20 protein-coding genes and 1 pseudogene are annotated in these 24,766 nt (G+C 45.0%); 18 read left to right on the top strand and 3 right to left on the bottom strand.

Annotation, left to right across the window (positions count from 1 at the left end; all coding sequences use genetic code 11):
* Positions 1–2: 2 nt before the first annotated feature.
* The 8 genes from APA_RS11520 (at position 3) to APA_RS11485 (ending at position 8,977) form a co-directional block, all read left to right on the top strand.
* Entirely contained in the window at positions 3–1,184 is a 1,182-nt protein-coding gene (locus tag APA_RS11520; RefSeq protein WP_201322463.1) for an acetyl-CoA C-acyltransferase, read from the top strand.
* A 25-nt stretch (positions 1,185–1,209) separates the two neighbouring features.
* Positions 1,210–3,789, top strand: a complete 2,580-nt coding sequence (locus tag APA_RS11515; RefSeq protein ID WP_236579514.1) for an acyl-CoA dehydrogenase — start codon at positions 1,210–1,212, stop codon at positions 3,787–3,789.
* A 137-nt stretch (positions 3,790–3,926) separates the two neighbouring features.
* The gene (locus APA_RS11510; protein WP_201322461.1) at positions 3,927–4,550 is read left to right on the top strand and encodes a cofactor assembly of complex C subunit B; all 624 of its coding nucleotides are present in this window, start codon (positions 3,927–3,929) and stop codon (positions 4,548–4,550) included.
* 16 nt (positions 4,551–4,566) lie between these two features.
* Entirely contained in the window at positions 4,567–5,187 is a 621-nt protein-coding gene (locus APA_RS11505; protein ID WP_201322411.1) for a DUF2059 domain-containing protein, read from the top strand.
* A 146-nt stretch (positions 5,188–5,333) separates the two neighbouring features.
* Positions 5,334–5,855 carry a DUF4330 domain-containing protein gene (locus tag APA_RS11500; protein ID WP_201322410.1) on the top strand — a complete coding sequence of 174 codons (522 nt, stop codon included), beginning with the start codon at positions 5,334–5,336 and terminating at the stop codon, positions 5,853–5,855.
* A gap of 2 nt (positions 5,856–5,857) precedes the next feature.
* Positions 5,858–7,573 carry a serine/threonine-protein kinase gene (locus APA_RS11495; protein WP_201322409.1) on the top strand — a complete coding sequence of 572 codons (1,716 nt, stop codon included), beginning with the start codon at positions 5,858–5,860 and terminating at the stop codon, positions 7,571–7,573.
* Positions 7,574–7,576: 3 nt separating this feature from the next.
* Positions 7,577–8,014, top strand: a complete 438-nt coding sequence (gene dut / locus APA_RS11490) for a dUTP diphosphatase (protein WP_201322408.1) — start codon at positions 7,577–7,579, stop codon at positions 8,012–8,014.
* A 111-nt stretch (positions 8,015–8,125) separates the two neighbouring features.
* Positions 8,126–8,977, top strand: a complete 852-nt coding sequence (locus APA_RS11485; protein WP_236579513.1) for an alpha/beta fold hydrolase — start codon at positions 8,126–8,128, stop codon at positions 8,975–8,977.
* Positions 8,978–9,133: 156 nt separating this feature from the next.
* Here APA_RS11485 and ilvD read toward each other — a convergent pair whose 3' ends face one another.
* Positions 9,134–10,819 carry a dihydroxy-acid dehydratase gene (ilvD, locus tag APA_RS11480; protein WP_201322407.1) on the bottom strand — a complete coding sequence of 562 codons (1,686 nt, stop codon included), beginning with the start codon at positions 10,817–10,819 and terminating at the stop codon, positions 9,134–9,136.
* 92 nt (positions 10,820–10,911) lie between these two features.
* On the opposite strand from ilvD, the gene APA_RS11475 reads away from it, so the two are divergent.
* Positions 10,912–11,373: a hypothetical protein gene (locus APA_RS11475; RefSeq protein ID WP_201322406.1), complete on the top strand. Its 462-nt coding sequence runs from the start codon at positions 10,912–10,914 to the stop codon at positions 11,371–11,373.
* Between the two features lie 63 nt (positions 11,374–11,436).
* On the opposite strand, the gene APA_RS11470 is transcribed toward APA_RS11475, so the two are convergent.
* Positions 11,437–11,901 (bottom strand): nucleoside deaminase, encoded by a 465-nt coding sequence (locus tag APA_RS11470; protein ID WP_201322405.1) that lies wholly within the window; start codon positions 11,899–11,901, stop codon positions 11,437–11,439.
* Between the two features lie 199 nt (positions 11,902–12,100).
* Here APA_RS11470 and metG point away from each other — a divergent pair, with 199 nt between their 5' ends.
* Positions 12,101–13,684 carry a methionine--tRNA ligase gene (gene metG, locus APA_RS11465; protein WP_201322404.1) on the top strand — a complete coding sequence of 528 codons (1,584 nt, stop codon included), beginning with the start codon at positions 12,101–12,103 and terminating at the stop codon, positions 13,682–13,684.
* Between the two features lie 422 nt (positions 13,685–14,106).
* The gene (locus tag APA_RS11460; RefSeq protein WP_201322459.1) at positions 14,107–14,751 is read left to right on the top strand and encodes an NYN domain-containing protein; all 645 of its coding nucleotides are present in this window, start codon (positions 14,107–14,109) and stop codon (positions 14,749–14,751) included.
* An 89-nt stretch (positions 14,752–14,840) separates the two neighbouring features.
* On the opposite strand, the gene APA_RS11455 is transcribed toward APA_RS11460, so the two are convergent.
* Positions 14,841–15,773 carry a LysR family transcriptional regulator gene (locus APA_RS11455; protein WP_201322403.1) on the bottom strand — a complete coding sequence of 311 codons (933 nt, stop codon included), beginning with the start codon at positions 15,771–15,773 and terminating at the stop codon, positions 14,841–14,843.
* 183 nt (positions 15,774–15,956) lie between these two features.
* On the opposite strand from APA_RS11455, the pseudogene APA_RS25785 reads away from it, so the two are divergent.
* The 7 genes and pseudogenes from APA_RS25785 to APA_RS11420 all read left to right on the top strand — a co-directional run.
* Positions 15,957–16,073, top strand: a pseudogene (locus APA_RS25785) (fluoride efflux transporter CrcB); the annotation flags it as partial.
* 120 nt (positions 16,074–16,193) lie between these two features.
* Positions 16,194–16,664: a chemotaxis protein CheW gene (locus APA_RS11445; protein ID WP_201322402.1), complete on the top strand. Its 471-nt coding sequence runs from the start codon at positions 16,194–16,196 to the stop codon at positions 16,662–16,664.
* Positions 16,665–16,679: 15 nt separating this feature from the next.
* On the top strand, positions 16,680–18,278 hold the full coding sequence (locus APA_RS11440; protein WP_201322401.1) for a methyl-accepting chemotaxis protein: 1,599 nt from the start codon (positions 16,680–16,682) through the stop codon (positions 18,276–18,278).
* A gap of 20 nt (positions 18,279–18,298) precedes the next feature.
* Entirely contained in the window at positions 18,299–19,558 is a 1,260-nt protein-coding gene (locus APA_RS11435) for a CheR family methyltransferase (protein ID WP_201322400.1), read from the top strand.
* 1 nt (position 19,559) lies between these two features.
* Positions 19,560–21,314 (top strand): methyl-accepting chemotaxis protein, encoded by a 1,755-nt coding sequence (locus APA_RS11430; protein ID WP_201322399.1) that lies wholly within the window; start codon positions 19,560–19,562, stop codon positions 21,312–21,314.
* 386 nt (positions 21,315–21,700) lie between these two features.
* Positions 21,701–22,444, top strand: a complete 744-nt coding sequence (locus tag APA_RS11425; protein ID WP_201322398.1) for a chemotaxis protein CheW — start codon at positions 21,701–21,703, stop codon at positions 22,442–22,444.
* Between the two features lie 2 nt (positions 22,445–22,446).
* The gene (locus APA_RS11420) at positions 22,447–24,690 is read left to right on the top strand and encodes a hybrid sensor histidine kinase/response regulator (RefSeq protein ID WP_201322397.1); all 2,244 of its coding nucleotides are present in this window, start codon (positions 22,447–22,449) and stop codon (positions 24,688–24,690) included.
* Positions 24,691–24,766: the final 76 nt, after the last annotated feature.

The following is a 24,766-nucleotide window of genomic DNA, read 5'->3' as shown; positions in this document are numbered from 1 at the left end:
CCATGAATGAAACATATATTGTCAGTAGCGTGCGAACCGCCGTCGGCAAAGCCCATCGCGGCACGCTGAGAAATATGCGCCCCGACGATCTCGGCGAGATCGCCTTGCAAGGTGCGCTGAAAAAACTTCCCAATTTGCCCATTGACAGCATTGAGGATGCCATCTTTGGTTGTGCTTTTCCTGAAGCAGAGCAAGGATTTAATATCGCGAGGGTGATCGCCAGACGCGCGGGGCTTCCCGATACAGTCGCAGGTGCGACGGTCAATCGCTTCTGTGCTTCAGGGTTGCAAGCGATCACTTCGGCATCACAAGCGATTGCTACGGGACAAGCGGAAATAATGGTCGCGGGTGGCGTGGAATCGATGAGTCTGATTCCTATGGGTGGTCATGTGATGCTACCCAACCCAGTTTTGATGGAAAATATGCCTGCTATTTATAGCGCAATGGGACATACCGCTGAGAATATCGCGGAGCAGTATCATATTTCTCGTACTGAGCAAGATGAATTTGCCCTGCGTTCTCACCAACGCGCGATCGCGGCAATGCGATCGGATAAACTCTTGGATGAAGTGATTCCCGTCACCGTTCGCGAAACTCTGTATGTAGATGGCAAACCTGAAGTACATGAAACAGTTCTATCGATGGATGAAGGCGCACGTTTTGATACTAGCCTCGAAGCCTTAGCCCATTTGCCTCCCGCATTTCGTATTGGTGGTACTGTCACCGCAGGAAATACTTCGCAAATGTCCGATGGAGCAGCGGTTTCGATTCTCGTCAGCCACCGCAAAATGATCGAGCTTGGACTGCATCCCCTCGGTCGCATGGTCGGTTTCGCTGTCGCAGGTGTACCGCCAGAAATCATGGGTATTGGTCCAATTCTCGCTGTTCCGAAAGTGCTTGCGCAGGTTGGTCTGACTTTAGCAGACATAGGCTTGATCGAACTGAATGAAGCCTTTGCCGTCCAAGCCTTAGCCGTGATTCGCAAATTGGGATTGGATGAGGATATTGTCAATGTCAATGGTGGTGCGATCGCCTTGGGACACCCCTTAGGCTGTACGGGTGCAAAACTCACTGCCACGCTATTGCATGAAATGAAACGCCGCCACATTCGCTACGGACTGGTGACGATGTGTATTGGTGGTGGCATGGGTGCTGCTGCCGTATTTGAGAATTTAATGACTTAATCCTCTTCGGGGGAGGCAATCGATCATGATTACTTTACCTTTCGCGATGACCATTCCCGTTTTGTTAGCAACACTCGTATTGCTGGGATATATGGGCGTATCCCTATGGCAGTGGTCGCTTTACGGCGCGATCGCCCTTTTAATTTTCAATGCACCACTTGAGATTTGGGGAATTTTCGGTGTGCTGGCGCTAGTCTTCAATCTAACATTGCTACGACGGAATCTTGCTACAGTTCCAATCATGAAACTAATTCGATCGCTCAAACTCTTGCCCAGTATTTCGGCAACCGAACAGGTAGCAATCGAGTCAGGCACCGTCTGGATTGAAGGTGAATTCTTTTCAGGAAATCCTGATTTTCAGTGCATCAATAGCGAACCCTATCCCACCATCGATCCTGAGATTCAATCTTTTCTCGATATCCAAGTCGAAAAAGCCTGTGAAATGGCAACGGATTGGGAAATTCATCGTCGCAAAGATTTGCCTCCCGCTCTGTGGGACTATCTCAAACAAGAACGCTTCTTGGGGATGACGATCCCCAAATCTTATGGTGGTTTGGGCTTCTCCAGTCTTGCCTATAGTGCAGTGATAATGAAGTTAGCTTCCCGTTCTTTTATCCACACAGCCACCGTAGGCGTGACGAATTCTCTGGGACCCGCCAAATTACTGCTCAACTATGGCACAGAGACCCAGAAAGACCACTATTTGCCGCGATTAGCAAGCGGTGAAGAAATCCCCTGTTTTGCCTTAACGGAACCTAGTGCTGGTTCCGATGCCGCCAGCATTATCTCGAAGGGTGTAGTCTTTAAAGCAGAAGATGACAATTTATACATCCGTTTGAACTTCCGCAAACGCTACATTACTTTAGGCGCGATCTCGACTCTGATCGGACTTGCATTCAAACTCTACGATCCCGATCATCTCTTAAGTAAAGATGAAGATGTCGGCATTACCTGCGCTCTGATTCCTAGCAATACCACAGGCGTAATCTTAGGTCAGCGTCACGACCCTATGGGCGTCCCCTTCTACAACTCTCCGATCGCAGGTGTGGATGTCGTGGTTCCCATCTCGCAAATTATTGGTGGTGTGGAACAAGCGGGTCGTGGCTGGCAAATGCTGGTGCAAACCCTTGCCGCAGGACGTGGTATTAGCTTCCCTGCTACCTGCACAGGCGTGGCAAAGTTCGTAACGCGGGTAACAGGGGCCTATGCTGGTGTGCGCCAACAATTTGGGTTGCCCATCGGACGCTTTGAAGGTGTGGAAGAACCATTGGCACGAATTGGTGGCTTGACCTATCTCATGGAAGCGGCGCGAGTTTATACCTGTGCCGCCGTTGATCGCGGCGAAAAGCCTGCGGTTGCTGCCGCGATCGCTAAATATCAATTTACAGAACTTGCCCGCAAAATCGTCAATGATGGGATGGATACCCTCGGTGGAGCAGGTATTTGTCGCGGGCCACGCAATTTACTGGCTAATCTCTATACTGCTATGCCCATCCCGATTACCGTCGAGGGTTCCAATATTCTCACGCGCACGATGATGATTTTCGGACAAGGCGCAATTCGTTGCCATCCCTATATCTATCAAGAAATCGAAGCCTTACAAAAACAAGATGCGATCGCCGTAGATATGCTCCTATGGAATCATTTTGGTTTCATAGTCAAAAATGGATTTCGTAGTGCCTTGCTGAGTCTATCTCGCGGTCATCTTGCCAATCTGTCAGATTTAGGAACTTCTGGAGCGATCGCTCGCTACTATCAGAAACTAACTTGGGCTTCAGCAACCTTCGCATTCCTTACTGATATTGCTTTTTTACTCTTTGGCGGTAGTTTGAAACGTCACGAGAAACTCACAGGAAGATTTGCGGATATGCTCTCTTGGCTATATTTGGGCAGCGCCACTCTACGAAGGTTTACTGCCGAGGGGCAGCAGGAAGCAGATCTTCCCTTTGTGAACTGGGCGATGCAATACAGCTTGGCACAAATCCAAATCGCTTTAGAAGGAATTCTCGATAACTTACCTTTACCTGCGCTCGCTCGCGTACCTCTTCGCGGATGGTGTCGCCTCAATCCGATCGCAAGTTTACCAACTGATGCTCTCGGTGGTCAGATTGCCAAAAGCATCCAAACCTTTGGTAGCGATCGTGATCGGCTCACCTCTGGCATATATATTCCCACTGACTCTAATGAGGCGCTCGGTCGTTTAGAAAATGCTCTTAGCCTAAGCGATCGCGCTGAAGTAGTCTTCCAGAAGTTGAAGGCAGCAATGAGATCGGGACAGATCCTGAATATTAAACTTGATCGCAATTTGGAGCAAGCGATCGCATTGGCTTTGAGCGCAAATATTATTTCTGAAGCAGAAGCGAATCTTCTCCGAGAAGCTGAATTAGCTCGCAATGAGGCTATTCAGGTTGATGCATTTAACCTTGATGAGTATATGCAAGGTGCTGAAGTTTCCAGTCCAGAAAAACTTTATGCTTCGATGTCCTATGCCTCTCAGGTTTACGATTTGGCTGCTGTCGTCAATATCACCCAAAACACGATAGTCTCCAATTCTCAATCGAAAGCCTTTGGATACGGGTTAGGAGATCGCAATGCAGCATTATGAACATGATGATAAATTTTTTATGATGGTCTTTCCTGACAAAAGTTTTTCATGGCAAGAAATGTTTTAAAACCAATAAAATCAGAGGTGATGCTAGGCATCGCCTCTGATTTTATTGGTTTTAAATGGATTTAGATATGATGATTCGATATTTGCCGCTTGTGGTGGGTGGCTTAGGCGGCGTGGCGCTATTAGCTAATCGCATGGTGACTGCAAATCTTACAAATAGTCAGTCTCGCGCTGATGCTTTGGGGGTTTTGTTGAGCGCGGTTTTGATTTTGGTGGGGCTACTGTGGCAACAAGCTCAGCCTAAGCCTCCCGATGCAGTGAATTTAATTGGTGAAGAAGGTTTTGAACTTGATGAGAATTTGTCAGAGGCGGTCAAAACTGAACTGGCTTGGGCTTCGCATATTTTGCTAACTAATACTGTGACTAAGGTGGCGGCGGTTTACTACGATCGCAAGACGATTTTACGGCGGGGCATCTTAGGCAAGAGCAATCAGGTAAATATCGGCACGATCGCGGCAAGGGTGATGAAAACCCAAAAGCCAATTTATCTAGTCAAACTAGAGCTTTATCCTGGGCGGGTGGAGTTTGACTATCTACCCGAAAATACTCAGGGCGTAATTGTGCAACCTCTAGGCGAAAAAGGAGTCATGGTTTTAGGAGCAAATATCCCGCGTAGCTATACTAAACAAGATGAAAATTGGGTAGCGGCGATCGCTGACAAACTCACCTATAATCTCGAAAAAACATCCTCATAAAATCATGCGAAATCACATGCGAAATCATATTTTTACAACAGTTGCGTTGTCTTCATTGCTCACTACGGCTCTAGTCTTACCGTCATTTAATCAAGCGATCGCGCAGACTCCTCAAGAGAGCAGTGATGCATCCCAGCCCACAAAAACGAGTTCGCCAGTAATTTCCCAAGAAAAACGAGCTTTGATCAAAGAGCTATTAGAAATTACCGAATCCAGTAAAAATGCCCAACAAATCATGGATGCGATGGTAAGGGCTGAATTACCCAAACTAGTATCGACTATTCTCAAAAATGCTCCCGCGCTCGACAGCGATAGCCCAGATGTTCAAAAGAAGTTGAGCGACATCGTGTCACGGATGGCTGGGAAATATCGCGATCGCGTGATCAAAAAAATTGATGTCGGCCAATTGATCGATGAGGTGTCTTATCCGATCTATGACAAGTATTTTACGACCTCTGAATTGCGTGACATCATTGGCTTTTATAATTCGGCAACTGGTAAAAAGGCGATCGCTGTATTGCCTCAGGTTATAGGTGACTCCATGAAGCGTACCAATGAAATTTTGTTACCTAAAATGTCTAGCATTATGGCTGAAATCATTACTGAAGAGCTATTAAATGCATTGCCACGGAAATAGAAATAATCAGTGCAAAGCAATGTAACCGCCTTAGCGATTGCTATACTGTAATGCTGTAAGTGCTTTGTCGCATTAACAAGCCTTTCACACATTTCACTTTCACACATTTCAACTGTTACACCCTAAATCACATTCTTAAGAGACGCATGGCACTTCTAGATCGACAAGGTCGTTTATTTGGCAAATTTAGCATTCTCGACATCGGTGCGATCGCCACGATCCTGATTGTCCTGATTGGCTTACTTATAGTTCCTGGCAATGGCGGCAGTTCGATCGCGCAAATGCTATCTGCTGAAAATAAAACAGTCCAAGTCGATATGAATGTGCGGGGTCTAAGTGCAACCAATCCTCAAAACCTTCTCAAAATCGGCGACAAAGTAAAGATTATTATTCGCAATCAACCACGAGGAGAAGTCACCATCAAAAAAGTGGAAATCTCAACTCCAAAAGTTGTTGCGGCAAAATCTGATGGCACTGCGGTTTATTTTGATGACCCTCGTGCTGTCTCGACCTCTCAATCTGACCTTGCCATAACCCTCGAAGCAACTGCCCAAATCACGAATGATGGAGCTGTATTTGCTAACGAAAAGGTCAAAGTCGGCACTTCAATTGACATTGAAGGACCGAAATACATTATTCGGGGTAGTGCAATGGCGGTGAGGTATTAATTATGCAATCCCCATTTCCTCAAGGCTTTGTACTTAAAGGTCGCTATGCAGTCCGAGCAACAATTGGACAGGGTGGCATGGGGCGCACTTATCTAGCGCAAGACCTAGAGCGCTTTAATGAAACCTGTGTATTGAAAGAATTTATCCCTCCTCAAGATTCTCAAGAGGTGACAGAAAAGGCGAAAGAGTTATTTCGCCGAGAAGCATCGGTACTTTATCAAATCCGTCATCCACAAGTGCCAGAGTTTCGGGCGACCTTTGAGTCTGAGGGCCGATTGCTCTTGGTTCAAGACTATGTGGAAGGTAAAAATTATCGCAACTTGTTACTTGATCGCCTCAAGGTTGGGCAGACATTTTCGGAGAATGAAATTTTTGCATTGATGCAGCAGCTTTTGCCAGTGCTGAGCTATCTGCATGGTCACAATATTATTCACCGCGATATCTCGCCCGAAAACCTGATGTTGCGATCGCAGGATAATTTACCTGTGCTGATCGATTTTGGTGTCGTGCAGGAAACCACCGCCAAACTCAACTCACAGATGGGCATTCCCGCCTCAACCGTTGCAGGCAAAGCAGGCTATGCGCCTCCCGAACAATTACAGTCGGGCAATGCCTATGCCAATAGCGATCTCTATGCTCTTGCGGTAACTTCGATTGTTTTGCTAACTGGTCGCGAGCCATCAGAACTGTTTGATAGCATTAATCTGGCTTGGAATTGGCAACAGTTTGCCAATGTTAATCCTGCATTTGCAAGGGTAATCAACCAAATGTTGAGCTATAAACCCACCAATCGCTATCGTTCCGCCGATGAGGTGACTCAAGCGCTGCAAGTTGCCCAAGCCTCTTTTTCGGGCGCAAAAACCTATGCCGTAGGACGACAAGTGCCATCTAATGTTGCGGCAAATATTCCCCAAAGAACGGTGGTAGCTGGTGCTAGCAATCGCAATCCAGCCAATTATGGCACTCAAAATCCGCCTAATCGATCAACTAGTGGTGGCGGTGTCAACTGGTTTTTAGGGATTTTAATCATTTTGGTAGCTGGTATTGGCTCATGGGCAATCACCTCTTTCTTTTTTAGTCGTAATCGCGCTACTACCAGTCCGACTGAAACAGCGATCGCTTCTCCCACGGCAACACCAAGCGCAGCCAATGTAAAGAATATCAACACTAGCCTTGAACTCAAGTCAGTTAATGAAGGCTTAAACCGTGGATTTAGTAGCGATAAAATTGCGGCGGGACAAGTCATTAATGTACGTTTTAATGGCGAAAAAGATGAGCTTTTAACCGTTTCGCTAAATGGGGCTGATTTGCAAATGACCATCCAAAGTGACGATCAAGTTAGCCTTGATCGTAAAGCAATTGATAATGCGACAGGATATTGGCAAGGTCGCCTCAAAAAAGATGGTGTGTACTACATCAAAATCAAAACCACTAGTACAAATGAAACTACTTATAAGCTCGATGTCCAGTTAGAAGCCTCGGTAAAAGCTCAACCGACACCAACTCGAACACCTACGGCCAGTCCAACAGCTACGCCTACGGATAAGCCAACAACTACGCCCACTGCTAGTCCCACCCCTACTTCTGGACAGCCAGATCCTACGCGATCTCCCGATCCTACTCCTACTGCTGTTCCTACCGAACCACCGCGATCGCCCTCGCCAGTGCCTACTCCTACTGAGCCTGTGCCAGAGCCTTCAAAACCACTTACCTTCTAATTAATGCAAACCATAGATATCAAGTTCCAAAAACTCCATCCAGATGCTCAAGTTCCTAGTTATGCCCATATTGGGGATGCTGGTGCTGATGTTTATTCGGTTGTCGAAGTTACGCTCCAGCCACTGCATCGCGTCGCCATTCCCACAGGATTAGCAGTCGATATTCCCATCGGCTACGAAATTCAAGTGCGTCCCAAAAGTGGGCTGGCGCTCAAACATGGTATTACCGTTCTCAATTCGCCTGGAACAGTCGATGCTGGTTATCGTGGCGAGATTCAAGTGATTGTGATTAATCTAGGAACAGAAGCTTATACTTTCGCAAAAGGTCAAAAGATTGCTCAGTTAGTATTAAAATCAGTGATTCAAGCTCAATATCTTGAAGGAGAACTCGGAACTAGCGATCGCGGTATTGGCGGGTTTGGCAGTACTGGATTAACTTAGAGAGTAAGGTGGGCAATGCCCACCCTGCGCGGGAGAAATATCTTAAGTAGCCTAAATATAAGTATGCCAAGCGTTCATCACCCGAAGCTCATAATATTTTCTCAGCATGGAATGAGCGATACCAACCATGCGATGAACTCGTTAGCTTATAAAGTTGCGCCGCCATATTCTCATATCGTTGCACCAAATCTGGGGTTTATCCAAACTCATTTTGAGATTGAACCTTTGATTCAAAAGGTTGAGCGATCGGCTGCACAAGCTTTTGCTCAGTACCCTGATCTACCTGTTCGGATCATGGCTACTTCGCTGGGAGGTGTGATTTGGGTTGAGGTATTATCTCGCCATCGAGAATGGTGGTCAAAAATCGAGTCTTTGGTATTGTTAGGTTCGCCTATTGGCGGTGCTGATCTTGCCCGAATTATCGATCCTTTTGGGTGGGGTATTGGTATGGCTAAACATCTTGGCAAAAATCGGCGACCTCTAGCAGAGCAAATTACGGCTATAGTTCCGACATTGGTAGTGGCGGGGAATATCGATAGTGATGGTACGGTCACAACTGAGTCTACAAAGTTAAACCACGCTCATTTTGTCTGCTTAAACGGTGTAAGTCACCCCGCACTGAGGTTTGATCCTACTGTGGCTGAGGCGATTCAAGAATTTTGGGCAAAGCCGAGAGAACCCCTACCTGCGCCCAAAATCACGCTAACCTTAGAATTGATAGAACATTTTCGTGCCGTGTCAGGTATCACTGATGCAAATTCGCGAGATTTGCACCATGCTAAGACTGTATTCTCTTTTGCCGATGGGACTAGCCTCCACACTTGGAAAAACATTTTCGGTGTTGATCATATATTCATTGCTAATGCTGCTGGGGAATGTCAATATGCTGGATTTGTTGGCTGGGTAGACTCTGTTGGGCTGAGAAGAGCTATAGGTAAAGCGATAGAACTCCAAATAGTATGAGGCGGCGCTTCGTGCCACCTCATACTATTTTGGGGTTACAGCAATTTCAGATCAGATGAACCATAAGAAATTTTTTAAAAGTGTTGCTTCGCAACACTTTTAAAAAATTTCTTGGTTCGGGTTTGAGCGCAAAGCGCTGTAATCCCCGTGTCGAGACTAGAACAGGTCTAAATCAGTTACAGCACCTTTACTACTCGTCGAAACAAGCTTGGCATATTTTGCCAAAACACCTTTGGTGTAACGAGGAGCTGGAGGCTTCCAATTTGCACGACGGGCAGCAAGTTCCTCCTCACTGACATTGAGTTGAATCAATCGCTGATGCGCATCAATCGTGATTGAGTCGCCTTCATTTACTAAGGCGATCGCACCACCAACAAAAGCTTCAGGCGCAACGTGACCAACCACCATTCCATAAGTACCGCCAGAAAAACGGCCATCAGTAATCAGAGCCACTGAGTCCCCTAAACCCGCACCGATAATTGCACTGGTGGGCGCAAGCATTTCACGCATACCAGGTCCACCCTTTGGCCCCTCGTAGCGGATTACTAATACATCACCAGCATTAATCTTGTTCGCGAGAATTGCCCCAAGACAATCTTCTTCCGATTCAAAAACACGGGCTGGCCCAGTGATGATTGGATTTTTGACACCAGAGATTTTGGCGACTGCACCTTCTTCTGCAAGGTTGCCTCTAAGGATCGAGAGATGTCCTTGCTTGTACATCGGACGCTCCCAAGGACGGATCACATCTTGATCGGCACGAGGTTCGGCAGGAATATCTTTGAGAAGTTCCTCAATGGTTTGACCAGTAATCGTGATGCAGTCACCATGTAATAAGCCATGAACTAAGAGCATCTTCATCACTTGAGGAATACCACCTGCTTTATGGAGATTGGTGGCTACATACTTTCCTGATGGCTTGAGGTCACAGAGAACAGGAACACGCTCGCGGATACGCTCGAAATCATCGAGATTCCATTCCACACCTGCGGAATACGCGATCGCTAAAAAGTGCAAGACAGCATTGGTCGAGCCGCCTACTGCCATGACCACCGAAATCGCATTCTCAATCGATTTGCGTGTGATGATATTGCGAGGCAGCAAATTATTCCGAATCGCATTTACTAACACAGTGCCAGCTAGTTCAGTATTTGTCGCTTTTTCGGGAGCGACGGCTGACATGGTGGAGGAATACATCAAGCTCATGCCCATTGCTTCAAATGCTGAAGACATAGTATTTGCCGTATACATCCCACCACAGGAGCCAGCCCCAGGACAAGCATTGCGCTCAACTGAGTTGAGTCTGACTTCATCAATTCTGCCTGCGCTATACTGACCGACGGCTTCAAAGGAACTAACTACGGTCAAATCTTCGCCATCGAGATGCCCAGGTTCGATCGTGCCACCATAGACAAACAAAGCAGGAATGTTCATTCTTGCCATTGCGATCATCGCCCCAGGCATATTCTTGTCACATCCCCCGATCGCCAAAACGCCATCCATACTCTGACCAGTACAGGCGGTTTCAATCGAGTCAGCAATCACATCACGGGACACGAGAGAATATTTCATCCCCTCGGTTCCCATAGAGATCCCATCGCTGATCGTGATTGTGCCGAAAACTTGTGGCATCCCATTCGCAGCACGAATTCCTGCTTCAGCGCGGATCGCCAAAGGTGCAATCCCCATATTGCAAGGGGTAATTGTGCTGTGGGCGCTTGCCACACCGACAATAGGTTTAGTAAAATCTGAGTCTTGGAAACCAACAGCGCGTAACATTGCGCGGTTAGGCGATCGCTGAACGCCTTCGGTAATTGCACGACTTCGGCGATTATCGGACATAGTTCACATCTCTATTATTAGCTTAATCAACTAAAACATTTTAGAATTTTTAGACACTAGAATAATCATCTTGGACTATCGGCAATTACCAAATGCAACTTCAAAAGCAATTTCCTAAGCACTTGTCTGATCGTTTGCCAACCCGTCTCAACCGTCGTGCCGCCCTTGGGGCTGCGGCTCTGACCATCGGACTAGTTCTTTATGGTTGTGGAGAAAGTAAAATTTCCCAATGTAACAAAGTTGTTACTATTGCCAATAAAACCACAGCTTTGGTGGTTCCCAAGGATATTGCGGGCTTTGTGCCATTAGCCACAAATATTGATCAAATCCGCACAGAAATACAAGCGATCGCAGTCCAAGACTCAAAGCTTAAAGATTTGCAAACACAATTATTGGGCGTTTATGGTGATGCTTCTCAAGCTCTAAAGGGGCAAGTCAAAGCAACGGAGGCGAAAGATCCCAATGCCATGAATAAAGCCAAGCAAGATTTAGAAATTGCGGCTGGGAAAGAGAGCGATATCGTCGATCGCCTTAACGCTTTATGTAGCAAATAGGGGTTGATCATTTGCGCCACAAAAAAACTAGTTTTTCATTAAATCGCCAAGGTCTAACCCCTTTTAATTTCTGAGATTTTTAAACCAAGCTTGCAATAATTCCTGACATTCTCGTTCGCGGATTCCTGCGATCGCCTCCAGCTTATGAAACGACACAGGACTATCAGGCAAATTTGCCACCGTGCGGATCGCCCCCGCCTTCGGATCATCAGCACCATAGACTAAAGTACTAACCCTCGCCTGTAAGATTGCCCCTGCACACATCGGGCAAGGCTCTAACGTCACATATAATGTGCATCCGTTCAGATGCCAATCATGCAATACCCGCGCTGCCTCACGGATGGCAACAATTTCAGCATGGGCAGTTGGGTCTTGATCACGTTCTTTGCGATTTACACCTGTTGCGATCGCCACCCCCTCACTATTAACAATCACCGCACCCACAGGTATTTCCCCCGCCGCCCCTGCTTCTTTTGCGAGTGCGATCGCCCGATCCATCCAAGCTTGATGTATTGCTAAGTTTTTCATTATTTACAGCGCAGGGTGGGCAATGCCCACCTTACTTTCTTTCTTATCAAAAACCAAAAATAATCGGCGGCGCAAATCGCCGCCGATTTCAAAGCCCAAAAATAATCAATGGCGCGAAGCGCCTCTGATTATTTTTGGTTTTAATGTTATTTATCGCCATTTTTTTGCAAAATGGTATTAGTCCTGAATTGAGTCTTCTATGTCCCCCGAACCAAACGCTTTAGAACCGATCTCATTAACTACACCACTTTTTTACGTCAACGATCGTCCCCATATTGGTAGCGCTTACCCCACGATCGCTGCCGATGCCTTTGCGAGGTTCTATCGACTCAAAGGACATCCTGTTATGTTTGTGACAGGCACAGACGAACACGGACAAAAAATTCAGCGCACTGCCGAAAAAAACAATCTATCGCCTCAAGAACATTGCGATCGCACCGTTGCCGAATTTTATTCACTCTGGGAAAAGTTTAATATTCGCTTTGATCGCTTTACGCGCACCACCGCCCCAAAACATCAAGAGATCGTGAATGAATTTTTTCAACGGGTTTATGATGCAGGTGATATTTACTTAAATCAGCAAAAAGGCTGGTATTGCGTTGCTTGCGAAGAATTTAAAGAAGAGCGCGAACTCCCCGAAAGTCATCATTGTCCGATCCACACTAACGTTGTCTGCGAATGGCGTGATGAACCAAATTATTTCTTTCGTCTCTCCAAATATCAAGACGCGCTTGATCAATTTCAAGCAGCTAACCCCAACTTTATCCAACCCGAAAGTCGCCGCAATGAAGTTCTTGGCTTTATGAAGCAAGGATTACAAGATTTTTCGATATCCCGTGTCAACCTCGATTGGGGCTTCCCGATTCCCACCGATCCCACCCATACAATTTATGTTTGGTTCGATGCACTGCTAGGTTATGTCACAGCTCTACTCGATCCTGACGATGAGGCAACCCTCGAAAATGCTCTCAAAAAGTGGTATCCCTTCAATCTACATATTATTGGCAAGGACATACTTAGATTTCATGCAATTTACTGGCCAGCCATGCTCATGTCGGCGGGATTAGCCTTGCCAAAGCGAGTATTTGGTCATGGTTTGCTGACAAAAGATGGTCTAAAAATGGGCAAAACTCTCGGTAATACCATCGATCCTTACGATCTAGTTGAACGCTATGGCGCAGACCCAATTCGCTACTACTTTCTTAAGGAAATTGAATTTGGGCGGGATGGAGATTTTAACGAAGAAAGATTTGTGGCGATCGTCAATGCCGATCTCGCCAATAGTCTTGGTAATTTACTCAATCGCAGTCTTGGTATGGCAAGTAAATATTGTCAGCAAACTATACCTGCTCATGATCCCAGCGATCGCACTGAATTCTCAGCCCTAATTCGCCCAGTAATCGAACAGGCTACATCCTTAGGCGATCGCGTAGCAATTGATTATCAAAACCTCAACTTTCGGGCGGCTTGCGAGAAAATTCTGGAACTGATCTGGAATTGCAACAAATTAATTGATGAAACTACGCCTTGGAAGCAGTTTAAGGCAGGAAAACAAAAAGAAGTTAACGAAACTTTATATACCCTGCTCGAATCAGTACGAATTGCTGTTTATCTACTCTCGCCAATCACGCCACACATGAGCATTTCAGCCTATCAACAGCTAGGCTTACCTTTTGATGAAACATCTCCTCCTGATTGGAGTCATATAAATTGGGGAATACTAAAAACAGGTCAGCCCCTATCAACACCAACTCCAATATTTCAACGCATTGAACATAACTAAGTTGCAGTCATGTTGAGATGATTTTTAGATTTTGAATTTTGCGCTTTTCAACTCCTAAGCCCCAATCTACTCCTCTAAGTATATTTACTTATAGTGTATAGTTAGTAGTAAGTTATAAAGATAAGTTATTCATTAATGTAGCTTTATCGTTAAAAATCATATTATAGCTCTAAATTCATTTTAAATTCACTTTAAATTTAATCTTAAATTTATATTTCAAATAGTCTTGGAATAAAGCCAAGTGTTTTTATTGAAGATTACTTTTAGCGTCCGCTCATATTTTTGAAAAACTATGCGTAGGTTTATTAATCAGAAGTAAGACAAACGAGTTAAGTAAACACTTAGGACGAGTTTAAGTATCAATGCTAATACCAAAGCTTCATCCCACATCACTAGATAATAAACGTTCTATAGGCAAAAACATGTTACCTTTTGAGCAAGATTCTGGCTTTAAAGCAGACCAGATTTTAGAAAATCGAGGGCGCGTTGCCATCTTTATTGATGGCTCTAATCTCTTTTACGCCGCACTACAACTTGGTATTGAAATCGACTATACCAAGTTGCTTCTATGCCTTACCGATGGCTCACGGTTACTTAGAGCCTTTTTCTATACAGGTGTCGATCGCACCAATGAAAAGCAACAGGGCTTTCTGTTGTGGATGCGGCGCAATGGCTATCGAGTCATTTCTAAAGAACTTGTACAGCTACCCGATGGCTCTAAAAAAGCTAATCTCGATGTCGAAATAGCTGTCGATATGATGGCACTAATTGGCTCCTACGACACGGCTGTACTGGTAAGCGGCGATGGCGATCTTGCCTACGCAGTTGACGCGGCAAGTTATCGAGGTGTTCGCGTTGAAGTTGTCAGTTTGCGATCAATGACCAGCGATCATTTGATTAATGTTGCCGATCGCTATGTCGATCTTGAAGCGATCAAAGAAGATATTATGAAAATATCGCGACCTCATTCGCCCAGTCATATACCCAATACTGCGCCATCAATCGCCAACTACACATATCGTCCTATCTCTGGCGTTGCATCCATAGACAGCGATCGTGACAACTAAGGTGATTTTGCGTAACTAAATTACTGATGGTTCGTGGAGCCGTCACTCTCGCACTTGATGAAAGAGAGGACGGTTCCATGTAACATTACTTAAATATTTTGAGATTGGGAATAGACAAGATTGCGTAGCCATATATGAAATGGACTGTTATTGCTATGTTCAGACCAAACTTGCATATAGTTATATTCACCTAAATCAATCGGTGGGTCAAACATGGTTACATTAGCAAAACTCGCTAGAAGTGAAGCAATACGGCGCGGTAAAGTCAAAATAAGATCAGTTTGACCAATAATGAGAGCCGCAGATAGAAAATGCGGTAATTTTAGCATCAATCGCCGTTTGACTCCTAATTCTTCTAACTTGCTATCGACATGACTTTTAAATAATTTATTGGTTTCGGGCAATGGTGAACCTGTAGTGGTGATTAAAGTATGTGGCGAAGTAATATAGGACTCAAGCGTAATATCTTCAAGAATAGGATGATCATCTCTGACGATGGATACAAAACGTTCTGTAAATAAATTTTGAGTCTTAAATCCCTTGGTTCCATCCAGATCAAATACCCCTAAGCCGAGATCGATTTTTCCATCTTTGAGCTTTCCAAAAATGTCGGTATGCGATCCATCAATCTCTACATTAATAGAAGGACTAGAGAGAGAAAGCTGTTTTATAACTGAGGGAAGAATGACGGTGGTTCCATAGTCTGACGAGGCGATGTGAATTGTGACTTCGGCTAAGGCTGGGACAAAAATCGGTTCTGCCACTAGCTGTTCGATATTCAGAAGGATATTTCTAAGGGATGCTCGTATGGCGATCGCTCTAGGGGTGGGACGCATACCCGATGCCGATCGCTCTAGCAATGGATCGTTAAACATTTTTCGCAATCGTTGTAAAGCATGACTAGTTGCGGATTGACTTAAGCTCAGTTTTTCACTGGCTTTAGTAACGCTAACTTCATCAAGGAGAACTTTTAAAATATTTAACAGATTTAAGTCGATTTCTTTGATATCAATCTGATGCATATAGATAATTAAAACTATTCATTTTACAACTAAGTGACTTGCTGATAATACTTATATTTAGATATAGGTATCCTCCTTTGGGGTGATTACAATATCCTAAAACTTCAGCGACTTCATTTCTACTAACTAATGTCAGATATTACTATCCCTCTTGCGATCGCTTCAGGTGCAGTGCCTTGAGCATTGTCTCGGTTTTACCTCACAGAATGGTCAAAGGCTAAATTTGGAACGAAGTTTCCCTATGCAACATTTGGTATTAATTTAACTGGATGTCTAGCGATGGGTTTCTTTTTCGCGATTTCCAAAGGAATTACTGGCTTAGGCAGTGCGATCGCGGGTATGATTGGTATCCAAATCGGTGTTTTGTTGGCAAGAGCAAGCGCTCGACAATCGGAATCTTAAATTAAAAGTGTATTAAAAGTGCTAATTCTACTTTTCTATGCTGGCAAAGACCTCTATGCGATCGACAGTTCTTATATTGTTGAAGTGATTCCGCGAGTTAGTTTTAGAAAGGTACATCATGTTCCCGACTATGTGGCTGGTCTATTTAACTATCGAGGCGTAATCTTGCCCGTGATCGATCTTTGCCATTTGATCCAAGGAAGCCCCAGTCGTCCTCATCTCAGTACGCGGATCATTATCGTCAAATATCCACAGCAAAACCAATCGCTGCAATATTTAGGGCTGATGGCGGAGCGGGTGACGGAGACTTTGAGTATCTCCAATGCCGATATTCATGATTCTAATATTCGGGTTGAGGAAGCGCCTTATTTAAGCGGTACGATTGTTGATGAGAAGAGAATTATTCAATGTGTGCAGCTTGAGAAACTTTTCAGTGATGAGCGACATAATTATTTGCTGATGGGCGATCGCGATTCGATTACTACCTAAATAACCCCAAAACTTATGTTGAATAAAATTACCAATCGTCTCATTTTAGGCTTCTCACTGCCAATTCTGTTCCTAATCGTGTTGGGAACGATTATCTATTCAAGTACGGCTAACCTCATCAAATTGCAGGATGACTCAAGGCAAGTTGCCCAAAACATCAAGGATACCAATGAGTTTGCCTATGATGTGTCTAGGGTGATTGCCAGTATTCGCGGTTATGCTCTTTATCCAAAAGACCAGTACTATCGCGGAACCTATGATAAGGCGCGAGAATCGATGACCCAAAATAGGCAGGATTTGGTAAAGGTAGTTGATGCCAAAGCTCAAGACTCGATCAATGAGATGCTCCAACTTGGTGATGAATTCGATCGCGTTGCCGCCAGAGTTTATCCCCTTGTTGATGACAATAAATTGGACGATGCGAAACGGGAAATTTTAACGCCGCGCCTTGCCAAACTTGATGAGGCGCGTCTGCGCGTTCTGAAGATTCTCGAAAATCGACTTAACGATAATATTCGCGAAGCAGAACAAGCCAAAAACTTAGTAAACCTAGTAATTTTGTTGGGAACTTTGTTGGTGACGGTAATCACGATCGCGATCGCCCTATGGATTGCTTTACCACTGCAACGTCAATTACCAAAAGTAGTCCAAGCCGCCGAGCAGATTGCCGATGGCGATTTACAACAAACCATTGAGCTAAGCAACGATCCGAGCGAAGTTGGCAAGTTAATGGCTGCGTTTCACAATATGTCCAAAAAGTTGAATTTACTAGTTCTTCAGATGCAAAAATCGGGAGTACAGATTAGTACCTCTTCCACCCAAATCGCCGCCGCAGGTAAAGAATTAGAAGCTACTGTTGTCGAACAACTTGCTTCCACTAATGAGGTGAATGCTACATCTAATCAAATTGCGGCAAATTCCAAAGAATTAGTCAGAGTCATGGAGCAGGTGGCGCTGATGGCGCATTCGACTGCAACTGAGGCAGGTGCGAGTCAAACCGATCTGAACCGCATGGGTACGGTCATGCGTCAACTTTCCGATGCTACTACTTCTATTGCTACTAAACTTGGGGTAATGAATGAGAAGGCGAACAATATTAATAGCGTGGTGACAACAATTAATAAAGTGGCTGACCAGACGAATTTGTTGTCGTTAAATGCGGCGATCGAAGCTGAAAAAGCAGGAGAATATGGCGCAGGTTTTGCGGTGGTCGCCCGTGAAATTCGTCGCTTAGCTGACCAAACCGCCGTGGCAACACTGGAAATCGCGCAGATGATCAAAGAGATGCAGTCAGCAGTTTCCACAGGTGTCATGGAAATGGATAAGTTTAATAAATCTGTAGTTGATAGCGTTACTGATGTCAGCAAGATTAGCGATCAGGTTGCGAAAGTGATTCAACAGGTGCAGGGATTGACCCCACGCTTTGAGCAGGTGAGTCAGAGCATTGAGGAACAATCACAGGGAGCGCAACAAATTAGTGAAGCGATGGGACAACTCACTGAGGCATCGCAGCAGACAGTGAATGCTTTGCGAGAAACCAACGGTGCGGTAGGACAGCTTGACGAGGCGGCAAATCGATTACGATTAGAAATTGCTCAGTTCAAAACTGCTTAAGCTGCTAGCTAGGATTACTGATGGCTTTAGTTAAAATCACCAAATTACTCAGCCAAACCATCGGTTTAGATCCCGATGTGGTCGGTCTTAGCCAAATTACTAGGGCGGTGGAGACGCGGCGCGTTAGCTGTAATTTACCTGACATCGATCGCTATTGGACGCGGTTACAAACTTCGGCGATTGAATTAGAGGAACTGATCGAACTAATTATCGTGCCAGAAACTTGGTTTTTTCGCGATGGTAAACCCTTTGATTATCTCAAAACCTATGTCAATACAGAATGGCGACTTAAACCAAACCGCAATCTTTTGCAACTCCTGAGCGTCCCATCCTCAACGGGCGAAGAACCTTACTCGATCGCTATTTCTCTCCTCGAAGCAGGTTTACAACCCAAACAATTTACAATCGATGCGATCGATATTAGTCAGCGATCGCTTACCAAGGCGCGGCGTGGTATTTATACCAAAAACTCCTTTCGTGGTGATGCATGGCAGGAGCGATCGCATTACTTTCAACAAAATGATCAAGGTTATGAGCTATCTAAATCTATTCGTGATCTGGTCAATTTTCAGCAAGGCAATGTGATAACGACTTTAGCTACTAATCAAAAGCAATATGACATTATCTTTTGTCGGAATTTATTGATCTACCTCAAACCAGAAGTTTGTACGCAAGTATTAGCAGCGATCGATCCCTTACTTGTCGCAGGTGGATTGTTATTTGTGGGCGGTTCGGAAACTGGAAAAATCGTCCCAGAGCAGTACAGTTCCATTCGTCAGCCCTTCACCTTTGCCTATCGCAAGTTGGAACTCCCTCCAGTCCCTATCAAACCATCTCTTAATTTCAGTAATCCTCCTCAAATTCCCACCACACTAGATATGCAAACAATTCCCAAAATGCATTTATCTACAATTTCAAGCGCTCAATCAAGCCCATCTCTCGACTTACCAGTAGTGAGAAAACTAGCAAATGAAGGAAAACTAATCGATGCAACCACGCTTTGTAAAAACTATCTAGAAAAATATCCCACCAGTGCCGATGCTTATGTACTTTTAGGCGAGCTATACCAAGCCGATCGCCAAAATCCTCAAGCATCCCAAAAAGCAGATCAATGCTTTCAACGCGCTATTTATCTAGAGCCAAATTCCTATGAAGCCCTAATTCATCTTGCGTTGTTAAAGGAAAGTCAGGGAGATACAACAGGAGCCAATATCATTCGACAGAGAATGTCGGCGATCGCATCACGGCTTCCCAATTCTAGTTTAGGAGGAGGAACCTAAGATGTTCAAAAATCAATCGATGCAAGCCCGTCTCCTCTTTGCCTTCTTCTTTATGGGAGTTTTGGTATTAATTGTTGCTTTGGTGGGTTTAAGCGGTAGTTCTCGCTTGAGTAAACATATCAATACTTTAGCCAAAAACAATCTCCCTAGCATTGCCAGTCTATGGAAAATCAATGAAGGAAAAACCCAGATTGAATCATCGGAGCGCGGTTTACTAGATATTAATCTCAGTAAGGATCGGCGACAGTCGGAGATCACTCGCATGGATAATGCTTGGAAACAAATTCAAGAGGGATTTTATCAATATGAAGCCACTCCTAAGTCGGACACTGAAAAGAAAACCTATAAAGCTTTTCTAGAGAAGTGGGAGGCATGGAAGAAAGCCCATGAAGAGTTCTTAAGAATCAATCTCAGGTATGAAAATAGTGGAGTTGCTAGCCCCGTAATTACCAGCCCTGTCATAAATCCACTGGAAAATCCAGCGACAAATCCTGTAAATGCAGTGAAAAATCCAGTTACAAGCGTTTCTACACTTAGCGATCTCGGAAAGCAAGTTGAGATCAACCGCCAACCCTTCACCGCCGCCACCGATCTACTTTTAGCCCTGTTAAAGATTAATCAAGATCTTGCTTCAGAGACCGAAAGTATATCAGCGCAAGATGTCTCTCAAGTCGGCTTTTGGGCTTTTGTCGCCATTATCATTGGTCCTGGGACTGCGATTTTATTTGGCATCTTCTTTAGCAACACGATCGCTAAACCTCTAGGCGCGAAGATTGCAGGAGTAGTTGACATCGCTCACAAAATTTCCGCAGGGGATTTGACGAGCGAGATTTCCCCTGCCGAACAAGAAGATGAAGTCGGTCAATTACAGAATGTCTTTTACACGATGAATAAAGACCTGAATACCCTAGTTAATCGCATTCAAAAGTCTGGCAATCAAATCACCAGTTCCACCGATCGCATTACCGCTTCAGGCAGAGATTTAGAAGCCACGGTTGCCGAACAGGTTGCTTCTACCAATGAAGTATCGGCTACCGCGCACCAAATTGCTGCGACATCAAAGCAATTGGTAAAAACGATGGAACAGGTTTCGGCGGCAGCGGAACAAACCACGATCGCCGCAGCAAATAGTAAAGACAATCTGCACCACATCAATGCCGTGATGGGACAGTTGTTGGAAGGTACACAAATTATTTCTTCCAAACTAGAAGTGATGAACGCCCGCGCCAACAATATCAGCCGCGTCGTGACCACGATCATGATTGTCGCCGATCAAACTAATTTGCTTTCCCTGAACGCGGCGCTAGAAGCTGAAAGAGCAGGAGAATATGGGGCGGGTTTCTCCGTTGTCGCAAGGGAAATTCGCCGCTTAGCCGATCGCACGGCTGTGGCAACTCTGGAAATTGAGCAGATGATCAAGGAAATGCAATCAGCAGTTTCCATTGGTGTAACCGAAATGGATAAGTTTACCGAGTCAGTAGTGCATAACGTTGAAGATGTGGACAGAATTAGCGAACAAATTGCAGAAGTGATTCAGCAAGTACAGGGATTGACTCCGCGCTTTGAGCAGGTCAGTCAGAGCGTAGATGAACAATCGCAAGGAGCGCAACAAATCAGTGAAGCAATGGAACATCTCAGTCAAGCCTCGCAGCAGACCGCAGGTTCATTGCGTGAGACTAATCATGCTTTAGGACAGCTTGATGAAGCGAGTCACACTTTAAAGACGGAAATTGCCAGATTTAAGGTGATAGCCTGATGTTAAATATAATGTACAGACAAGTTCTTCTGACTACGTTTCAAGGTTTAGATCCCCCTCAATCACCCTTAAAAAGGGGGAAGAAGATAATTTTCGATTCTCTCCCCTTTCCTTTACAAGCTATCGTGCACAGACAAGTCATAAAACCCAATCAAGCCAAGCCCTTATCGCCCCCTAGCCCCCAACTCTGGGGGAACAAGAAAATAAAAGTCTTTCAAAGTCCCCCAGAATTGGGGGATTTCTTAATAAATCAAAACGAAGACAGAGAGACTTGTGTATATACGTTAGCTTATAAAGCAAAGAGAATTGAATTATCTTCTCCCCCCTTTACAAGGGGGGCTGGGGGGGGATCTTAGCAATAGTATAAAAATGGAGAACAATAGCCAATGGAAAATCATTTGAATATAGTACCCATACCTGATGATTCGGAACTTGACCAACCGACTCTCAATGATTGCTGGAATCAAATTGGCGTAATGGGCGATCGCACCTGTGGCGAATTAAAAACAGTCATTCATTGTCGCAACTGCAAAGTATACTCGGCAGCAGGACGTAGCCTATTAGAACGTAACGCACCCCCTGAATACCTCAAGGAATGGACTGATATCTTGTCAGAAGCTTCCACTAATCAGTCGGGAATCGGTGAAGGAACCCTAGTTCGCGCCACCGATACGCTTTCGGTGATTATCTTTCGACTTGGTAACGAACGCTTAGCCTTGCCTGTTAACATTCTCCAAGAAGTAACCACGCCCTATCCCATTCACACTGTCCCACACCGCAGTAACTCAGTATTTTTGGGATTAATCAATATTCGGGGAGAAACATTACTCTGTATTTCGCTCAGAGATTTACTCAGTCTAGAGTCGATCGCGGAACCAGCAGATTTCACAAATACAATTAATCCTCAGAGGATGATTGTCGCTGGCAAGAATGAGAACAAGTGGGTCTTTCCTGTCGATGAGGTGCATGGAACTTATCGCTTCCATCTCAATGAATTTAAAGATGCGCCTGTGGTCATTTCCAAAGCATCGGAAGCTTATACCAAAGGAGTCGTCACTTGGCAAGGTAAGAAGATTAACTTTTTGGATTCCGATCAATTGTTTTACACCCTAAGTCACAAGGTTTTTTAATCATGAGCGATGATTCGATGCTAGAGCTATTTCGGCAAGAAGCTGAGACACAGGTGGCGATCCTGACTCAGGGACTATTGATTTTGGAAACCAATCCTCAATCAGAGGAGGTCTTAGAAGCGTTAATGCGAGCGGCGCATTCGATTAAGGGAGCGGCAAGAATTGTTTCTCTTGAAAAACTGATTCAGTTGGCGCATCGTATGGAAGATTGTTTTGTGGCTGCCCAGAATCAGATTATTACTCTCGGTTCAGACGAAATTGATGTCTTATTGCAAGGTGTTGATCTATTGCAAGCGATCGCCCAAATTGCCGAAATCGATTTAATTGCATGGCTAAACGAGCGCGTAGGGCAGTTTGAGGCTTGTTGTGCCGCGATCGCCGCCCTCTTGCCGACTGATTTTGATACGCTCCATCCGTCATCTTTAGTCAATGTCGATCAAAGCTTGGAGACAGGAAAAGGGCTACGGCAAGAGAATGTTACTTTTGAAGCGATTACCATACCCAGCGATCGCGTGGTACGAGTCACTGCCGAAAATTTGAATCGGATTATGGGATTAGCGGGTGAATCATTGGTGGAAGCAAATTGGTTGCAACCCTTTGCCGATTCCTTCACGTTACTCAAATCTCGTCAATCGGAACTAGCTCGACTTTTGGAAACAATTCATACAGCGATCGCAAATACACCAATTGGTTCTGAAAATCAACAGATTGTCGATACAGCGCGGCGCAAAGCCCAAGAATGTCGCGAAATCCTCACCGATCGCCTCAGCGAACTAGAACTTTATGCTCGGCGAACTACCAACTTAAGCGATCGCCTCTATCGAGAAGTAATTGCTTCCCATATGCGTCCCTTTGTCGATGGTGTGCAAGGCTTCCCGCGTATGGTGCGCGACCTATCTCGACAATTAGATAAACAAGTCAAGATCCAGATTGTCGGTCAATCCACTTTAGTCGATCGCGATATTCTCAAAAAGCTCGAAGCGCCGCTTACACATATGATTCGGAATGCGATCGATCATGGCATTGAATCGCCAGCAGAGCGCGAAGCCTCAGGTAAATCGATGGAAGGCACTGTGCGTTTAGAAGCATTCCATCGCGGCGGTATGTTGGCGATTACAGTTGCTGATGATGGACGAGGAATCGATCCTGAGCGCATTCGTCAAAAAGTTATCGATCGCAATTTAGCTTCACCTGAAACGGCAGCACAACTCTCAGAAGCAGAAATTATAGAATTCCTATTTCTATCAGGATTTTCAACCACCGAGCAGGTAACGGAAATCTCAGGAAGAGGTGTAGGGCTAGATATTGCCAAAAGCATGGTACAGGAAGTCGGCGGCACAATTCGGGCTATATCTCAATTTAAAAATGGAACCAGTTTCAACTTTCAGCTTCCACTCACGCTCTCGGTAGTTAGAACATTAATTGTAAAAATATCCGATGAACCCTACGCCTTCCCTCTAGCAAGGGTAGATCGCATTGTCAAACTCGAAAAATCTGATATCTATATTGTCGAAGGTCGTCAATATTTCACGAAGGATGGTCAAAATATTGGCTTAATCGCCGCCCATCACATTCTCGATCTGCCCGAAACTTTGCCTGATTCCGATGCACTTTGTGTAGTCGTAATTAGCGATCAAGCCAATGCCTATGGACTGTTAGTAGACCAATTTCTCGGAGAGCGCGATCTCGTAGTCCGCCCGCTCGATCCGCGTTTAGGCAAAGTTCGCGATATCAGCGCCTCGGCTCTAATGGATGATGGCTCACCCGTCCTGATTGTCGATGTTTCGGATTTGGTCCGCTCCATAGACAATGCGCTCAGCAGTGGTCAATTAAGCCCCGTTGATATCAACAAAGCTAAAAAAGCTAAGGGTAGCGATCGCAAACGCATTTTGGTAGTCGATGATTCGATTACCGTTCGCGAAATGACCCGCAAACTCTTACAAAATCGCGGCTATGATGTCGATGTCGCCGTAAATGGGATGGATGCTTGGACGGCGATTCGCAGCAATCCCTATGATTTAGTGGTCAGCGATATTGATATGCCACGCATGAATGGAATTGAACTGGTCAAACAAATCAAAGATCATCCGAAATTACATACCCTACCTGTAATTATTGTCTCCTATCGCGATCGCGAAGACGATCGCATTCAGGGTATGGAAGCTGGTGCAAATTATTACCTCACAAAAAGCAGTTTTCACGATGACACTCTGGTAAATGCGATCGTCGATCTGATTGGCAGATAGCTAGGATTTCGCGATCGCACCTGCAAAATGTAGTCTAAAGTATACCTAGCCATAATTTAGCCAAAATCCTAGACTG

Source organism: Pseudanabaena sp. lw0831 (assembly GCF_016584665.1).
In the GTDB taxonomy this organism is placed as follows: domain Bacteria; phylum Cyanobacteriota; class Cyanobacteriia; order Pseudanabaenales; family Pseudanabaenaceae; genus Pseudanabaena.
This window is presented reverse-complemented; position numbering and strand designations above follow the sequence as displayed.

Bases quoted from the DNA above. Each gene is read 5' to 3' on its own strand.
- APA_RS11495 (WP_201322409.1), top strand. From the start codon at position 5,858: ATGCAATCCCCATTTCCTCAAGGCTTTGTACTTAAAGGTCGCTATGCA.
- APA_RS11440 (WP_201322401.1), top strand. From the start codon at position 16,680: ATGTTGAATAAAATTACCAATCGTCTCATTTTAGGCTTCTCACTGCCA.
- APA_RS11430 (WP_201322399.1), top strand. From the start codon at position 19,560: ATGTTCAAAAATCAATCGATGCAAGCCCGTCTCCTCTTTGCCTTCTTC.
- APA_RS11505 (WP_201322411.1), top strand. From the start codon at position 4,567: ATGCGAAATCATATTTTTACAACAGTTGCGTTGTCTTCATTGCTCACT.
- APA_RS11460 (WP_201322459.1), top strand. From the start codon at position 14,107: ATGTTACCTTTTGAGCAAGATTCTGGCTTTAAAGCAGACCAGATTTTA.
- APA_RS11500 (WP_201322410.1), top strand. From the start codon at position 5,334: ATGGCACTTCTAGATCGACAAGGTCGTTTATTTGGCAAATTTAGCATT.
- APA_RS11475 (WP_201322406.1), top strand. From the start codon at position 10,912: ATGCAACTTCAAAAGCAATTTCCTAAGCACTTGTCTGATCGTTTGCCA.
- dut (WP_201322408.1), top strand. From the start codon at position 7,577: ATGCAAACCATAGATATCAAGTTCCAAAAACTCCATCCAGATGCTCAA.
- APA_RS11510 (WP_201322461.1), top strand. From the start codon at position 3,927: ATGATTCGATATTTGCCGCTTGTGGTGGGTGGCTTAGGCGGCGTGGCG.
- APA_RS11425 (WP_201322398.1), top strand. From the start codon at position 21,701: ATGGAAAATCATTTGAATATAGTACCCATACCTGATGATTCGGAACTT.
- APA_RS11470 (WP_201322405.1), bottom strand. From the start codon at position 11,901: ATGAAAAACTTAGCAATACATCAAGCTTGGATGGATCGGGCGATCGCA.
- APA_RS11455 (WP_201322403.1), bottom strand. From the start codon at position 15,773: ATGCATCAGATTGATATCAAAGAAATCGACTTAAATCTGTTAAATATT.
- metG (WP_201322404.1), top strand. From the start codon at position 12,101: ATGTCCCCCGAACCAAACGCTTTAGAACCGATCTCATTAACTACACCA.
- APA_RS11420 (WP_201322397.1), top strand. From the start codon at position 22,447: ATGAGCGATGATTCGATGCTAGAGCTATTTCGGCAAGAAGCTGAGACA.
- APA_RS11435 (WP_201322400.1), top strand. From the start codon at position 18,299: ATGGCTTTAGTTAAAATCACCAAATTACTCAGCCAAACCATCGGTTTA.
- APA_RS11515 (WP_236579514.1), top strand. From the start codon at position 1,210: ATGATTACTTTACCTTTCGCGATGACCATTCCCGTTTTGTTAGCAACA.
- APA_RS11485 (WP_236579513.1), top strand. From the start codon at position 8,126: ATGAGCGATACCAACCATGCGATGAACTCGTTAGCTTATAAAGTTGCG.
- APA_RS11520 (WP_201322463.1), top strand. From the start codon at position 3: ATGAATGAAACATATATTGTCAGTAGCGTGCGAACCGCCGTCGGCAAA.
- ilvD (WP_201322407.1), bottom strand. From the start codon at position 10,819: ATGTCCGATAATCGCCGAAGTCGTGCAATTACCGAAGGCGTTCAGCGA.